Raw genomic sequence first — 13,819 nt, forward strand, 5'->3', positions numbered from 1 at the left:
ATCAGAAAGGAGAAAGGTTCAGGAACAGGCGCTGCAGCCAGCCCATGTTCTGCGCTTCGTTGATGTAGCCGTTGCCGACATACTCGATGCGCGCGTCCGCCACCTGGGTAGAGGGTACGGTGTTGCCGCCGCTGATAAAGCGCGGGTTGACCACGCCGGAGAAACGGATGAACTCAGTGCCCTGGTTGATGGCGATCTGCTTTTCGCCCACCACCCGCAGGTTGCCGTTGGGCAACAGCTCGTTCACGGTGACGGTGATGGTGCCGGTAAAGGTATTGCGCGCCGCCGCGCCGCCTTTGCCGGCAAAATCATTTTTACCTTCGGCGTTGAAATCCGCTTTGCCGTCGCCGAGCCAGCTACCCGCCGCGGTTGGCACGGCAAGCAGCTCCATACCGGCCGATCCATTACGGTTAGCACTGGCGGAGGAGCTTTTACTCGCGCTCACGTTCTCCTGCAGCAGGATGGTCAGCGTGTCGCCCACGTTACGCGGACGGCGGTCTTCGAACATCGGCTGGTAGCCGTAGTTCATCCCCTGCCCGGCCTGGAACAGGGAACCGCCGGTGGCCGCCGGTGCCATCGGTAATGGTGTTGCCGTCGTCGGCCCCTCGACGAGAGGCTTTTGCATAATGTGCGCGCAGCCGCTGAGCAGCAGCGAGCCTGCCAGCAGCGCAGCCGCCGGGAAGTGCATAGAAAGTGTATTCATGTCAGTGTCGATAGCATGTCTGGCCGCACGCGCGGCCAGAGAGAGGATTACAGCTGGGAAAGCCGCTGCAGCATCTGGTCGGATGCCGAGACCGCTTTACTGTTGATTTCGTAGGCGCGCTGCACCTGAATCATGGTCACCAGCTCTTCCGCCACGTTCACGTTGGAGCCTTCTACATACTTCTGCCTCAGCGTGCCCGCGCTTTCCATTCCTGGGTTCAGTTCATTGGGTGCCCCCGAGGACTGCGTCTCTTTGTAGAGATTCCCCCCGATGCTCTCCAGACCAGAGCTATTGACAAAGGTGCTCACCGTCAGCTGACCGATTTGCTGCTCTTCCGGCTGACCGGGTACCTTAACGCTGACGATGCCGTCGCTGCCGATGGTCAGGCTGGTCGCATCCGCGGGAATAACGATCCCCGGTTGAATGGCATACCCTTCAGCGGTCACCAGTTGTCCGTCAGCGTTTTTGCCAAGCTTACCGTCACGGGTATACGCCGTGCTGCCGTCCGGCATCTGCACCTGGAAAAATCCGTCGCCTTCAATCATGACGTCGTACTCATCCCCGGTAGGATTCGGCACCCCCTGCGTGTGAACGCGCTGGGTGGCGACCGGACGCACGCCGGTACCGAGCTGCAGGCCGCTCGGCAGGGTGTTCTGCTCGGTGGACTGCGCGCCAGGCTGGCGCATGTTCTGGTAGAGCAGGTCCTGAAACACGGCGCGCTGACGCTTAAAGCCGTTGGTGTTGACGTTCGCCAGGTTGTTGGAGATGACGTCCATATTGAGCTGCTGTGCTTCCAGCCCGGTTTTTGCGATCCATAAGGAACGAATCATAGTGACTCCTTGCGCGGCCTTAGCTCACGCTTAATAGCTGGTTGGCCTTCTGGGCGTTTTCGTCGGCGGTGCGGATCACCTTCATGTTCATGTCGAAGCCGCGCGAGTTGGCGATCATCTGCGTCATGGCCTGCACCGGGCTGACGTTGCTGCCCTCGATGGCTTCCGGGGTCAGACGCAGGGTTTCATCCTGCGCCAGCGGGTTGCCGCCCGTGGTGCGGAACAGCCCGTCGTCGCCGTGCACCATCTCGTTCATGTCGGCATTGACCAGCTTCAGGCGGCCCACCGGCACCAGCGCCGTCGGGTCATCGCCCACGCCGAGCGCCGACACGGTGCCGTCGCTGCCGATGGTGACGTGGGACTGCGGCGGCACCTCCAGCGGCCCGCCGTCGCCCATCAGCGGACGGCCGTTGACGCTGAGCGCCCCGTCCTGATCCACTTCAATGGCGCCGTTACGGGTATAGCCTTCGCTGCCGTCGTCCAGCGCTACCGCCAGCCAGCCGTTCTGCGGCAGCGCCACGTCCAGACTGTGGCCGGTATGGGTGATTGGCCCCATGGTGGTGTCGTGAAACGGCGTCGACTCCGCTACCAGCGCACGGGTGCGCAGGGTTTCCCCTTCGATGGGGACCGAGCGAAACGCCGCCAGATGGGCGCGGAAGCCTGCGGTGGAGCTGTTCGCCAGATTGTTTGAGGTGACCGCCTGGCGGTTGAGCGCCGCGCTGGCGGCACTCATGGCGGTATAGATAGCGCGATCCATCGTTCAGCCTTAACGCAGGTTAACCAACGTCTGCAGCACTTCAGACTGGGTTTTGATGGTTTGCGAGTTGGACTGGTAGTTACGCTGATAGACGATCATATTGACCATCTCTTCACCCAGCTCAACGTTGGAGGTCTCCAGCATGCCGCCGTTGATGGTGCCGAAGCTGCCGCTGCCGGAGGTGCCGAGGAACGGCTGGCCCGTCTGCCCGGTTTCCGCCCACAGGTTATTGCCCTGCTGCGCCAGTCCGCCTGGGTTGGCGAAGTCCGCCAGCACCACCTGCGCCACGGTCTGGCGCTTTTGGTTACTGTAGATAACGATGACTTCACCGTTTTTACTTACTTCGTAACCGTTGAACTTGCCCGGCGCCTGGCCATCAATTTCACCGAGCATGATCTGGCTTTCACCGGAGTTTTGCGACAGGGCGCTCAGATCGAGGTTCAGGTCCAGCGCGGCAGAGCCGTTGTAGGCCGCCCCTTTAATGTTCAGTGAAACGGGAGTGGTTAGGTAGCCGTCGGTGCCGAAAGTCAGTGTCTTAGTGCTCCATTCGTTCGTCTTATCCGGTGAAGTGGCGTCGTGGGCATGAACCTCCCACTCCCCCTCTTTGGTATGGACATAGTACATTTGAATGGTGTGCTTATTGCCCAGGCTGTCGAAGGCCGTCACTTCGTTGACGTAGTTGTAGGTATCCTTATCGTCCGGGTCAAAAGGCGTTTTTGTAATGAGCTCTGCATCGGACTTGAGGTTGCCCGTCAGCGACCCACTGGTGGATGCCGCTGGCGGCATATCGTCTTTCGGAATGCGAATCGGCCCTACCTGCGCGCCGGGGTTAATCACCCCGTCCGTGGCCTGGTAGCCGGTCAAAAACAGGCCGTTGGTTTTGTTGGTGATGTAGCCGTTTTCGTCCTGCTCAAACTGGCCGTTACGCCCGTAAAACACGCTGCCTGCCGCATCGACCATGCGGAAAAAACCGCGACCGCCGATGCCCATATCCAGCGCCGAACTGCCGTTCATCATGTTGCCGTCGCCAAAGTTCTGATCGACACCGGCCACCTTCACCCCCATCCCCGTCGAGCCGGCGAAGATATCGGCGAAGGAGACGGAGCCTGCCTTAAAGCCGACCGTCTGGGAGTTGGCGATGTTGTTACCCACCACGTCCAGCGCTTTTGCCGCGGCGCTCAGACCGCTAAGACCTTGTGAAAAACCCATTATTTAGTTCCTGAAGTAATGTTTATTTTTGAATAACGAACACGTCTTCCGCGCTGATCGGATCGTGATTAAGCAGATGCAGAATCGCACCTCGCGGATCCATGGTGACGCCCTGTACCTGCTCCTGAATCAGACCGTACACCGTCGGGTTCTCCCCTTCGGCGTTGCTGGCCTCAAAGGAGAGGGTGTACTCGCGATCGCGTGGTGGCCCCGGCTCCGGCTTGAAGTTTTCCAGGTCGTCGAGGTTGAAGGTATTCATCCCCTTCTTGACGTTCTTCAGCTCGGCGGTATAGGCCTTGTCGCCGTCATGCAGCGTAACGGTGACCGTTTCGGCATCGTCCGACAGCGCGAAGTGGAAATCGTCGGAGTTGCTCGGTGGCTTCACGCCTTCCTGATGGATCCCCATACCCGGTTCGCGGAAAGAAACCTTCGCCTCTCCTTCAATCAGCACGGTGCGCCCGACCCAAGAGGAGGCGCTCATGCTGCCGAGCTGGGACATCATGGCGTAGACGTGAGAGACAGAGGTGTTGAGCTTCTCCACCCCCGCCGCCATGTTGAACTGCGCCAGCTGCGAGGTGAGCTGGTTGTTATCCATCGGGTTGGTGGGATCCTGGTTTTTCATCTGCGCCACCAGCAGGGTCATAAACTGGTTCGACAGATCCGCCGCGCTGTTGCCCGTGCCGGTGCCGCCCGCGCCGCTGTTGTTGTTAATCGAAGAGACCGCCATATGCGTCCTTACTGACCAAGAGTTAATGTTTTCAGCATCAGGCTTTTGGCGGAGTTCATCACTTCCACGTTGGCCTGGTAGCTGCGGGAGGCGGAGATGGTGTTGACCATCTCGTTCATCACGTTGACGTTGGGCATGCGCACGTAGCCCTGTTCATCCGCCAGCGGATTGCCCGGCTCGTAGACCAGGCGGTCCGGGGCGCTGCTCTCCACCACGTCGCTGACCTGCACGCCGCCAATTTCCTGACCGGCCGTGTTATCGACCTGGAACACCACCTGACGGGCGCGGTACGGCTGACCGTCCGGCCCCGCCACGCTGTCGGCGTTGGCCATATTGCTGGCGCTGACGTTAAGGCGACGGGACTGGGCCGCCATCGCCGAACCTGAAATATCAAATACGCTAAAGAGCGACATCGCTTATTACCCCTGACTGAGCACAGTCATCATTTTCTTAATATCCGCGCCGAGGAACGTCAGTCCCGACTGATATTTCACGGCGTTATCCGCGAAATTGACGCGCTCGCGATCCATATCCACCGTATTGCCATCGGCACTCGGCTGATCCGGAATGCGATAAAGCAGCTGACCGTCGTCAAACGGCATTGCTTTGCCTTCAATATGCTTATTTGACGTTAACGCCAGCGATACGGGTGATTTCGCCATGGCGTTATTGTCCATGGCGTTTTTTAACTGCTGTGTGAAATCGATATCCCGCGCCTGATAGCCAGGGGTGTCGGCATTCGCAATATTTGAAGCCAAAATATCCTGACGGCGCGACAGCAAACCTAACGCCTGCTGCTGAAAGCGAAAGGCGTCATCAAGTTTATTCATGACAACAGAACTCCTGTCTCGCGTTATTTAAACTGCGATAGTGTAGACAGCGCGGGTGAAATATCACACTGCGAAGACCCGACAGAAATAAGCCCATTTAAGGAAATAGAAATAATTCAAATAACGTTAATGCAATGATGAATTTAATTGCCGACAAAAGTGTCATTATTTGGAACAATTAAACCCCGGCACCTGCGTATATAATTTAGCCACTACCGTTATTATTAAGGCAATTAAATGAAACTCCGATTATTCAGCGCGGCGGTGGCCGTTTTGCTCTGCTCTGCCTCCGCCGCCAGCGTACCGTCTGACCAGACTGCAAAGCAGCGGCTGATGCTCAAGCTGGATGCCCTGATCAAACAGCCCGAAGGGGGCAGCGAGGTGGTGCGTACGGTAACTCTGCTTGCCACGCCTGCACAGCTGGCCGCCGTGTGCGATAACCCGGAGCTGAGCCTGGTGGGGCGCGATAGCCGCCTGACCGGCAAGCGCACCGTGCTGGCCCAGTGCGGCGCGCGTCGTCACTTCCTGCCGGTGCGCATCAGAGCTCAGGGCACCTGGTGGGTAGCGACCCAGAGCCTGCCCGGCGGAGCTATTGTGCAGCGTAGCGATATCGAACCGGTCACTGGCAATCTGGATAACCAGCCCGGCGGATTAATCTTTAACGCCGACGAGATCATCGGCCAGCGCCTGACCCGCGCCATCGACGCCGGGAAACCGCTGCTGGAAAACCAGCTGCGCCAGCAGTGGCGGCTGCGCGCGGGGCAGACGGTGGACCTGGTGACCGCCGGGGCGGGCTTTCGGATCCGCAGCCAGGGCAAAGCGCTGAACAACGCCGCGGTCGACGACGTGCTGAAGGTGAAAACCCCTGGCGGACGCACCGTCAGCGGAAAAGTGAGTGACGATGGGCAGGTGCTGATTCTTTCTCAACAATAAATTTTAGCTTTTCTGAGAATCACCGAAGAAAGAAGTATTGAGCACGTAAATTCTATTGCGAGGACCATCATGAGCATCAACAGCAGCCAGACCACCGCGCCGATCGCGAAGATCGCCCCGACACAGGATCTGCGCACCCGCACGCAGCCTCAGGAGAACGAGGTGGCGACCGCGCGCAGCGAAAAGCGTGACAACACTAACGTCACCCTGAGCGAACTGACCAAAAAGATCCAGACCGACGACAGCCGTGACGTGGACTACGCCCGCGTCGCCGAACTGCGCGCCGCGCTGTCGGCCGGAACCCTGCGCATCGAGCCGGAGAAAATTGCTCAGGCGATGGTACAGGACATGTTTTCGTTTTAACCGTTTACAGGCCCCCTATGGACAAGCTTTACCCGATACTGACGCAAATGAAGACCTCTCTGGACGAGCTGGAAGCGATCATGATTGAAGAGGTCAATCAGCTTAACCGTACCCAGATCAACCCGGTGTCGCTGCAGGTACTGGCGGATAACAAAAACCAGCTGCTGACGACCCTGCAGTACTACGACGATATGCGCCGCCAACAGGAGCAAACCTCCGGCACCGAAGCCCCCTACCCGGGGCTCGGCAAGCTGTTCGCCAGCTGGCAGCAGGTACATGAAAAAGTGCGCAGCACCAAAGCGCTGAATCAGCAGGTGGAATCCCTGCTGCAAAGCCATATGAAGAAAAACCAGCATATTCAGAAGGCGATCGACCACGTGGGCCACGCCAGCGCCCTGTACGGCCCGGCGGGCGAATCCAGCCAGCTGCCTTCAGGCCGTAAATACAACTTCAGCATCTGACCTTATCTGTCTGCGTTGTCCTCTTTTGCCCGCCTCTGGTGGGCTTTTTTTTGCCCGGCGGCGCTTCGCTTGCGCGGGCCTACGAAGGGTTTTGTAGGCCGGGTAAGCGCAGCGCCACCCGGCAATTTTTAGACGGCGGAGTAAGCTTTCGCCATCGTACGGCTTTTACGCATGCCGGAGAGCTCGGAGCTGATGGCGGTGAGACGCCCCTGAATGGCGCGCGTGAGAAGGGCATCGTGCTCCAGCAGGGTCGCCAGCCGGGCGCTGACCTGCGGCTTGTTGTGCTGCGCCAGCTGGGTTAAATCGATGTCACACAGTGTTTTCATCCCCATGGTGTAGGCCACGGACTCGTCAAAAAACGCCTCCCATTCGCCGTCGTCGGCGAGCTGCAGCAGCTTCGCGTTGCTGATATGCAGCTGTTCAATCAGTTCCAGCACGTCGTTATCCATGCTTCACCTGCTTCAGCTGTGGCGCGATGGCCTGCCAGGTTTCCAGCATCCCCGTCATCAGGGCGATGAGGTGCGGCAGTTTCTCGCCGGATTTGGTGAGATTGGCTTCCAGCAGCGTGCGCGAAATGTATTCGTACAGGCTCTCCAGCTCTTCGGCGATTTTCCCGCCCTTCTCGTGGTCAAGACCGGCGCGCAGGCCGTTGTCGATAATGTTGATGGCGCGGGAGATCATCTCCCCGCGACGGGCGACATTCCCGGACTGGAAGTAAATCTCCGCCCGCTTCATGGCGTTAATCGCCCCGTCGTACAGCAGGACGATCAGCTGGTGCGGCGTCGCGCCGCTAATCTGGCTGTCGAGTGAGACAGCGGTGTAGGCACTGTTGCCCGTTTTGGTGTACATCATCAAATCCTGCCGGGCAGCGGCCTGCCCGGAGTGGTAAAAATTAAATTAACCCTGCCAGCGACTGCTGCAGCCGGGAGCTCATGCTGTTCATATCGCTCATCGCTTTATCCAGACGCTGATACTCCTTTTCACTGCGCAGCAGGGCTTCGTCGATACGCTTTTGCACCGCCGTGATCTGCTTGCCAACGCGTTTTTCCTGCTCGCGCAGGGACTCAAGCGTGGTTTCAATCACGCCGTCCTTTTTCGCCACGGCGTCCTTATCGCCGAGGTAGGTGTTAAAGATGCCCTCCATGCGATCTTTAATCCCCTCTTTGCCCCCTTTGCCGAGGAACAGCGCCTCGACCTCTTTCGGGTTGTCCTTCAGGGCGGCATCGAGCTTTTTGCTGTCGATGGTCAGCGTACCCAGTGCGCCGGAGCGGTCATCGCCGGTTTTGCCGTCGAAGGTGACGGTGATGCCGAGCCGGCCAAGGGAGGTGATCACATCCCCGGCATCACGGTACTCGCCGCCCACGGTAGCCTTCAGCTGGCTGGTCAGGCGGCGCAGGTTGCCGTCGCTGAACAGCGCGCCGTTGCCGGAGTCAGGCAGCGGGATTTCGCCCTCTGCGAGCTTGTCGTGATCGGGGGCTGTGTATTTGGTGGCGCTGGCAACGGTGCTGAGGTAGCTGTTGTAGTTTTTGACAAACTCCTCGATAAGGGATTTCACCTTTGAGGTGTCTTCGGTGATGGTGAGCGATTCGGGTTTGTAGCTCTTTGGATCGGCTGGATCGAGTCCTGGTTCCTTCATTTCCGATACTTCGCGCAGCTCAAGCGTGACGCCGGTGATCAAATCTTTAATGGTATTTGAGCTGCGGGAAATGGTTTTTCCGTTCAGGATAACCTCCGCATTTTGCGGTGGTGTGTCATCCGTCGGTGTTGCAAGCTTACTCTGCAGATCGGTGTTTCCGCTCACCGTGATGTCCATTTTTCCCGCTTCACCCGTCTTTTTCGAGGTCAGCACCAGCCTGTGCTTATCGTCTTCAAGGGTGATGACCTCCGCAACCACATCTCCATTCTGGGCATTGATCTTTTTGGCAATCTGCTCGAGTGACGTTTCACTTTTATCTAAATCCACCTCCAGCGGTTTTTCCCCCTCTTCCAGGGTGATGGTGATCTTTGCTCCGCTATTACCGATGAGTTGATCGCGCTTTGTGTGTTCATATTCAAGCTGGTGCGCTTTCGCCAGCTGTTTGACCGAAACCGAATAGCTGTTCGGGATCGCCCCTTTCCCCGCCGTGGCCTTAAAGGTTTTGTTATCGCTGACGCTGACGCCATTAAACCCCTCATCCTCCAGCTTGCCGAGGTTATCCTTCAGGGTGCTCAGCGCGCTGGAAATAGAACCCCACGCGGAAATTTGTCCGTTATAAGTTTTCTGCTTCTGTAGATAGGGGTTGAGCTTAACCGAGCTGAGCTTACGCTCCTTTGCCAGCAGTTCGTCAAACGGCAGGCCCGAGCCCATGCCTAAAAAGTTGGTTGATACCATATGAATGCTTCCTGTTGTAAGGGAATGACCTTTATTGTTCTATCGGGGAATAAAGAAGGAAGTTTAATTTTTCATATATGCGCGAACAACGCGCAGGCGTGCGGATAACAGAGATGTGCGGTTATTGATTAATTGTTTTTTGTTATCCGGGTAATTAACGTCAAATTTGTAGCCATTTTCATTAATGACAAAAAAATCGAAAAAAATAATTTAGTGATTTTCATTCCCCCCGATGAATTCAGTATGCGATGCAATTAACGCATATCTCACATTTCGTTATTACTCAGAAGGATATAACAATGGCACAGGTCATTAATACCAACGCACTGAGCCTGATGGCGCAGAACAACCTGAACAAATCCCAGACCTCTCTCGGCACCGCCATTCAGCGTCTCTCTTCCGGTATGCGTATCAACAGCGCCAAGGACGATGCGGCAGGCCTGGCGATTTCCAACCGTTTCACCTCTTCTATCCGCGGTATGACCCAGGCGGCGCGTAACGCCAACGACGGTATCTCGCTGGCGCAGACCACCGAAGGCGCGCTGGAAGAAGTGACCGAAAACATGCAGCGTATCCGCGAGCTGACCGTACAGGCAAAAAACGGCACCAACTCCGCCAGCGACCTCGACTCCATCAAGAAAGAGATCGGTACCCGTCTGGAGGAAATCCAGCGTGTGGCGGAAACCACCAACTTCAACGGCGTGAAGGTCTTCGACGGCTCGAAAGATAAAATCACCATTCAGATTGGCGATAAAGACGACGACACCATCGACATCACCCTGAATAAGCTGGATATGCAGACCCTGGGTCTGGATAAGTTTATGGATGATTTCGCGGATATCGGGATTACAGTGAATGGCGCGGGAATTGCGAAAAGCAATTACGATGAAAAAGCCGTTAAGGCGGCCAATGATGCAGACACAGGTATTACATCTCCTGCTAATGGTGAATGGAAATATAGCACAGCAGAAGCCGCACTCTTCAAAACGGCGATTAAGGAGAAAACAGGTGCTGATCCGACAGGCAATGTTGAGGTTTACACGCTTAACGGAGAGGTATTCGCCCACGATGTCGCTGCTGATAAAATGTATAAAGTTGACGTTGCTAAAATAACGTTTGCTGAGCATGCCACTGAGACCACCCAAGCAAAAGTAACTGCTGTGGACAAAGATGGTCTGGAAGCACTCAGTGCTGAAGATACAGACATGCTGGTGAAAGGGCCAAGTGATCTGAAAGATCCAAAGGCACTGGCTGTGGGAGAGACACTGAATAAAACAGGTGGCACTTTCACCCTGGCTGACACTCACCTTGACGCTGTTGCGGCAAGCATGTTCGGCCCCGGTGCAAATGCGAAAGATTCGAAGCTTCAGATGTTCTCCGTGGATAACGGCGGTGTTACTGAATACTACGCTTATGGTAAAGATGCGACCACAAATGAAGTTAAAGTCAGTAAAATCGAGTTTGATAATGCTGAAGCCGTTACTCAAACTCCTGCACGTCCTGCTGACATGGAATTCATCCGTGAAGCAGCGGGTGATGCAACAGCCGACGGTCTGCTGGCCAAACTGTCCAGTGCAATTGATACCATCGCCGACTTCCGCGCCGACCTCGGTGCCGTTCAGAACCGCTTCAGCTCCATCATTGCGAACCTGAACACCAACATCATCAACACCACCGAAGCGCGCTCCCGTATTCAGGATGCCGACTTCTCCGTGGAAGTGTCTGCCATGAGCCGCGCGAACATCCTGCAGCAGGCCGGTGTCTCCGTACTGGCCCAGGCCAACCAGGTTCCGCAGAACGTGCTGTCCCTGCTGCGTTAATCTGCGTTACCACCTCAACTTATATTACGCGCGAGTTTCACGCGCGGTTGCCCTCCTCCCCGGAGGGCTTTTTTTATTATTTCGGGGTGGGGATTAAGACAAAAAGCCCCATTCGTGGCGCTATTTTTACCGATAACTAAAAAAACAGAAATAACCCTTCTGCGATTTTTATTTTCCCCGATGAAATAAGTATGCGCAGCAACTCACGCATATTTTCTTTTTAACTAGCAGAAGGATTTAACAATGGCCCAGGTCATTAATACCAACGCACTGAGCCTGATGGCGCAGAACAACCTGAACAAATCCCAGACCTCTCTCGGCACCGCCATTCAGCGTCTCTCTTCCGGTATGCGTATCAACAGCGCCAAGGACGATGCGGCAGGCCTGGCGATTTCTAACCGCTTCACCTCTTCCATCCGCGGCATGACCCAGGCGGCGCGTAACGCCAACGACGGTATCTCGCTGGCGCAGACCACCGAAGGCGCGCTGGAAGAAGTCACCGAAAACATGCAGCGTATCCGCGAGCTGACCGTACAGGCGAAAAACGGCACCAACTCCGCCAGCGACCTCGACTCCATCAAGAAAGAGATCGGCACCCGTCTGGAAGAGATCCAGCGCGTGGCGGAGACCACCAACTTCAACGGCGTGAAGGTCTTCGACGGCTCGAAAGATAAAATCACCATTCAGATTGGCGATAAAGACGACGATACCATTGACATCACCCTGAACAAGCTGGATATGCAGACCCTGGGTCTGGATAAGTTTATGGATGATTTCGCGGATATCGGGATTTTGGTTAATGGGGCGGGTACGCTTGAAAGCCAGTTTGACGACAAGGGTGTAGAGCTTAAAAAAGATGCGGTGCTTGTTGGCGAAAAGATTGGTCTCGCAAAAGGGCAAGATTTTACCGTAACGGATGCAGATCTTACTAAAATTAAAAATGCCGCAACGGATGTCGGCACAGCCGCTAAAGTACACACTTATGATGACGGTAACTCGATTCGCTTCTTTGTTGAAGGTGATGCCGGGAAGGTACAGGAAGTTAACGTAGAGTTCGAAATAGCGGGTGGCAATGCTGCCATTAAAGGAAATCCAACCAAAGGTGATCTGCTAAGCGCCCTGGACGCAGATGTACTCCTCTCCGGTAAAAATGAACTGACCGATCCAAAGCTCATCAAGCTGGGTGATAAAATGCACACAGGGGGTGCAGGGTTCGCCGGGGAAGTCGAACTGACGCAAGCTCGACTTGACGACATAAGTCAAACCTTATTTGCTGGTGATGATGCGGCCACTTCCGGTATCCAGATTTTCTATCCTGATAACAATCCAGGAGAGTTTTTCTATGCAATCGATAAAAACGGTACCGTTAAGACATTTGATTTAGATGACCCTGATGGTAAGCCAATCAATGTGGATGATGCCCGCCCAGCGGAAGCCGAATTTATCAAAAATGCCGCAAGCGGCGCGCTGGCCGACGGCCTGCTGGCCAAACTGTCCGGTGCAATTGATACCATCGCCGACTTCCGTGCCGACCTGGGTGCCGTTCAGAACCGCTTTAGCTCCATCATTGCGAACCTGAACACCAACATCATCAACACCACCGAAGCGCGCTCACGTATTCAGGATGCCGACTTCTCCGTGGAAGTGTCCGCCATGAGCCGCGCGAACATCCTCCAGCAGGCAGGTGTTTCCGTACTGGCCCAGGCCAACCAGGTTCCGCAGAACGTGCTGTCCCTGCTGCGTTAATCTGCGTTACCACCTCAACTTATTTCGCGCGTGCCTCACGCGCGGTTGCCCTCCTCCCCGGAGGGCTTTTTTATTTCACTTTCTGGCACTTAAAGGCCTGCCGCTGCCCACCCTTCACCTTCAGCAGCGACGTGTAACCGGGTTTGCCCATGTCGAACCGCAGTTGCCCCTCTGCTTCATTGCTAAAGGTCATCTGCGCAGGGTTATACGTCTCTCCCGTCGGCTCAACAAAATGATACGTTTTCCCGTCGAGCGTCACCGTTTCGGTTTTGGCAAACATTTTTGCCTGATAGCTTTCGCCGCGCTCATCCGTACAGGCCATGGTCAGAACGGAAAAATCCGCCTCTGATGGGGATGTATTCACCGTAGCATGTTCAGCACAACCCCCCAGCGCGAGCGCAGCCACTGTTCCATATAGCGCTTTCATATTGATTATCTTCTTCTTTAACGTTGTCTGTTTGAGGGTAGCATGAAAACAAAAACCCTCCACTCGGGAGGGTTCACCGTCTTGCCTGCCCGGAGGCGCTGCGCTTGCACGGGGCTGGGGGTTTCACCGCAAACGTAGGCCGGGTCAGGCGAAGCCGCCACCCGGCTTTTTTTTAAGCGCGCAGATAAGGTTCTTTCACAAACTCCGCCAGCAGAAACACCATGTCGTGCAGCAATCCGGTCAGCACCTCATTCATCCCCTGCGGCAGCGTATTCCCCAGCATCGCCTGCGCCAGCGTCCGGGCATAGGTGACCGGAACGATCGTCTCCTGCCAGCAGTGCGGCATGCACGACGGCGCGGCGTTACCGACAATCAGTTGCTCAATCAGATGCGGCGGCAGATCGTCGTCACACAGACGTTCCAGCGCCTCCAGCGCATGCAGCAAGCGCCCGCAGAGTGCATGGCGATCGCTTACGCTTTGTGTTTCGACCAGCGCGCTGGCAAACGCGGCGCAGAGTTCTGCCACCTCAAAAAGGTCGGCAGAGGCCGGAAGCGGTAAGGCGATGAGTTGTTCGGTAAAGCTAACGTGGGATGCGTCAGAGAGTGTGGACAGAAGAGTCATATGAAAGCCTCCGGGGAGAT

The 13,819-nt window shown here is 56.1% G+C and carries 17 protein-coding genes; 5 read left to right on the forward strand and 12 right to left on the reverse strand.

Annotation, left to right across the window (positions count from 1 at the left end; translation table 11 throughout):
* Window position 1 precedes the first annotated feature (1 nt).
* From AC4IC4_RS14690 to flgB, 7 genes are all read right to left on the reverse strand, one after another.
* Window positions 2-688, reverse strand: a complete 687-nt coding sequence (locus tag AC4IC4_RS14690; protein ID WP_491472829.1) for a flagellar basal body L-ring protein FlgH — start codon at window positions 686-688, stop codon at window positions 2-4.
* A 62-nt stretch (window positions 689-750) separates the two neighbouring features.
* Window positions 751-1,533, reverse strand: a complete 783-nt coding sequence (gene flgG, locus AC4IC4_RS14695; protein ID WP_491471389.1) for a flagellar basal-body rod protein FlgG — start codon at window positions 1,531-1,533, stop codon at window positions 751-753.
* 19 nt (window positions 1,534-1,552) lie between these two features.
* Window positions 1,553-2,290, reverse strand: a complete 738-nt coding sequence (locus tag AC4IC4_RS14700; protein ID WP_491471390.1) for a flagellar basal body rod protein FlgF — start codon at window positions 2,288-2,290, stop codon at window positions 1,553-1,555.
* Window positions 2,291-2,299: 9 nt separating this feature from the next.
* Window positions 2,300-3,499, reverse strand: a complete 1,200-nt coding sequence (gene flgE / locus AC4IC4_RS14705) for a flagellar hook protein FlgE (RefSeq protein ID WP_491471391.1) — start codon at window positions 3,497-3,499, stop codon at window positions 2,300-2,302.
* A gap of 22 nt (window positions 3,500-3,521) precedes the next feature.
* Window positions 3,522-4,226 carry a flagellar hook assembly protein FlgD gene (locus AC4IC4_RS14710; protein ID WP_491471392.1) on the reverse strand — a complete coding sequence of 235 codons (705 nt, stop codon included), beginning with the start codon at window positions 4,224-4,226 and terminating at the stop codon, window positions 3,522-3,524.
* Between the two features lie 8 nt (window positions 4,227-4,234).
* Window positions 4,235-4,639 carry a flagellar basal body rod protein FlgC gene (gene flgC, locus AC4IC4_RS14715; protein WP_259566646.1) on the reverse strand — a complete coding sequence of 135 codons (405 nt, stop codon included), beginning with the start codon at window positions 4,637-4,639 and terminating at the stop codon, window positions 4,235-4,237.
* A 6-nt stretch (window positions 4,640-4,645) separates the two neighbouring features.
* Window positions 4,646-5,056, reverse strand: coding sequence for a flagellar basal body rod protein FlgB (gene flgB, locus AC4IC4_RS14720; RefSeq protein ID WP_491471393.1), 411 nt, complete (start codon window positions 5,054-5,056; stop codon window positions 4,646-4,648).
* A 237-nt stretch (window positions 5,057-5,293) separates the two neighbouring features.
* On the opposite strand from flgB, the gene flgA reads away from it, so the two are divergent.
* From flgA to AC4IC4_RS14735, 3 genes are all read left to right on the forward strand, one after another.
* Window positions 5,294-5,989: a flagellar basal body P-ring formation chaperone FlgA gene (gene flgA, locus AC4IC4_RS14725; RefSeq protein WP_491471394.1), complete on the forward strand. Its 696-nt coding sequence runs from the start codon at window positions 5,294-5,296 to the stop codon at window positions 5,987-5,989.
* A gap of 69 nt (window positions 5,990-6,058) precedes the next feature.
* Window positions 6,059-6,352: a flagellar biosynthesis anti-sigma factor FlgM gene (flgM, locus tag AC4IC4_RS14730; protein ID WP_491471395.1), complete on the forward strand. Its 294-nt coding sequence runs from the start codon at window positions 6,059-6,061 to the stop codon at window positions 6,350-6,352.
* 17 nt (window positions 6,353-6,369) lie between these two features.
* The gene (locus AC4IC4_RS14735; RefSeq protein ID WP_491471396.1) at window positions 6,370-6,813 is read left to right on the forward strand and encodes a flagella synthesis protein FlgN; all 444 of its coding nucleotides are present in this window, start codon (window positions 6,370-6,372) and stop codon (window positions 6,811-6,813) included.
* 128 nt (window positions 6,814-6,941) lie between these two features.
* Here AC4IC4_RS14735 and fliT read toward each other — a convergent pair whose 3' ends face one another.
* From fliT to fliD, 3 genes are read right to left on the reverse strand one after another with little or no spacing between them, the layout of a single operon-like run.
* Window positions 6,942-7,262: a flagellar protein FliT gene (gene fliT / locus AC4IC4_RS14740; protein ID WP_491471397.1), complete on the reverse strand. Its 321-nt coding sequence runs from the start codon at window positions 7,260-7,262 to the stop codon at window positions 6,942-6,944.
* Window positions 7,255-7,662, reverse strand: a complete 408-nt coding sequence (gene fliS / locus AC4IC4_RS14745) for a flagellar export chaperone FliS (protein ID WP_491472830.1) — start codon at window positions 7,660-7,662, stop codon at window positions 7,255-7,257. Before fliS ends, fliT begins: the two co-directional genes overlap by 8 nt.
* A gap of 43 nt (window positions 7,663-7,705) precedes the next feature.
* Window positions 7,706-9,184 (reverse strand): flagellar filament capping protein FliD, encoded by a 1,479-nt coding sequence (gene fliD, locus AC4IC4_RS14750; RefSeq protein ID WP_491471398.1) that lies wholly within the window; start codon window positions 9,182-9,184, stop codon window positions 7,706-7,708.
* Window positions 9,185-9,483: 299 nt separating this feature from the next.
* Here fliD and AC4IC4_RS14755 point away from each other — a divergent pair, with 299 nt between their 5' ends.
* Window positions 9,484-11,004, forward strand: coding sequence for a flagellin N-terminal helical domain-containing protein (locus AC4IC4_RS14755; protein ID WP_491471399.1), 1,521 nt, complete (start codon window positions 9,484-9,486; stop codon window positions 11,002-11,004).
* Window positions 11,005-11,247: 243 nt separating this feature from the next.
* A complete protein-coding gene (locus AC4IC4_RS14760; protein WP_491471400.1) occupies window positions 11,248-12,750 on the forward strand; it encodes a FliC/FljB family flagellin in 1,503 nt (500 codons plus the stop codon).
* Window positions 12,751-12,820: 70 nt separating this feature from the next.
* On the opposite strand, the gene AC4IC4_RS14765 is transcribed toward AC4IC4_RS14760, so the two are convergent.
* Both AC4IC4_RS14765 and AC4IC4_RS14770 read right to left on the reverse strand, forming a co-directional pair.
* Window positions 12,821-13,177, reverse strand: coding sequence for a hypothetical protein (locus AC4IC4_RS14765; protein WP_491471401.1), 357 nt, complete (start codon window positions 13,175-13,177; stop codon window positions 12,821-12,823).
* A 172-nt stretch (window positions 13,178-13,349) separates the two neighbouring features.
* Entirely contained in the window at window positions 13,350-13,799 is a 450-nt protein-coding gene (locus AC4IC4_RS14770; protein ID WP_491471402.1) for a hypothetical protein, read from the reverse strand.
* Window positions 13,800-13,819 lie beyond the last annotated feature (20 nt).

The organism is Enterobacter sp. Taxon_2 (genome assembly GCF_058355295.1).

Excerpts from the sequence above, each read along its gene's own strand:
- AC4IC4_RS14735 (WP_491471396.1), top strand. The coding sequence starts at position 6,370 with ATGGACAAGCTTTACCCGATACTGACGCAAATGAAGACCTCTCTGGAC.
- flgM (WP_491471395.1), top strand. The coding sequence starts at position 6,059 with ATGAGCATCAACAGCAGCCAGACCACCGCGCCGATCGCGAAGATCGCC.
- fliS (WP_491472830.1), bottom strand. The coding sequence starts at position 7,662 with ATGTACACCAAAACGGGCAACAGTGCCTACACCGCTGTCTCACTCGAC.
- flgA (WP_491471394.1), top strand. The coding sequence starts at position 5,294 with ATGAAACTCCGATTATTCAGCGCGGCGGTGGCCGTTTTGCTCTGCTCT.
- AC4IC4_RS14760 (WP_491471400.1), top strand. The coding sequence starts at position 11,248 with ATGGCCCAGGTCATTAATACCAACGCACTGAGCCTGATGGCGCAGAAC.
- AC4IC4_RS14755 (WP_491471399.1), top strand. The coding sequence starts at position 9,484 with ATGGCACAGGTCATTAATACCAACGCACTGAGCCTGATGGCGCAGAAC.
- AC4IC4_RS14710 (WP_491471392.1), bottom strand. The coding sequence starts at position 4,226 with ATGGCGGTCTCTTCGATTAACAACAACAGCGGCGCGGGCGGCACCGGC.
- AC4IC4_RS14690 (WP_491472829.1), bottom strand. The coding sequence starts at position 688 with ATGCACTTCCCGGCGGCTGCGCTGCTGGCAGGCTCGCTGCTGCTCAGC.
- flgG (WP_491471389.1), bottom strand. The coding sequence starts at position 1,533 with ATGATTCGTTCCTTATGGATCGCAAAAACCGGGCTGGAAGCACAGCAG.
- flgB (WP_491471393.1), bottom strand. The coding sequence starts at position 5,056 with ATGAATAAACTTGATGACGCCTTTCGCTTTCAGCAGCAGGCGTTAGGT.
- fliD (WP_491471398.1), bottom strand. The coding sequence starts at position 9,184 with ATGGTATCAACCAACTTTTTAGGCATGGGCTCGGGCCTGCCGTTTGAC.
- flgC (WP_259566646.1), bottom strand. The coding sequence starts at position 4,639 with ATGTCGCTCTTTAGCGTATTTGATATTTCAGGTTCGGCGATGGCGGCC.
- AC4IC4_RS14700 (WP_491471390.1), bottom strand. The coding sequence starts at position 2,290 with ATGGATCGCGCTATCTATACCGCCATGAGTGCCGCCAGCGCGGCGCTC.
- AC4IC4_RS14765 (WP_491471401.1), bottom strand. The coding sequence starts at position 13,177 with ATGAAAGCGCTATATGGAACAGTGGCTGCGCTCGCGCTGGGGGGTTGT.
- AC4IC4_RS14770 (WP_491471402.1), bottom strand. The coding sequence starts at position 13,799 with ATGACTCTTCTGTCCACACTCTCTGACGCATCCCACGTTAGCTTTACC.
- fliT (WP_491471397.1), bottom strand. The coding sequence starts at position 7,262 with ATGGATAACGACGTGCTGGAACTGATTGAACAGCTGCATATCAGCAAC.
- flgE (WP_491471391.1), bottom strand. The coding sequence starts at position 3,499 with ATGGGTTTTTCACAAGGTCTTAGCGGTCTGAGCGCCGCGGCAAAAGCG.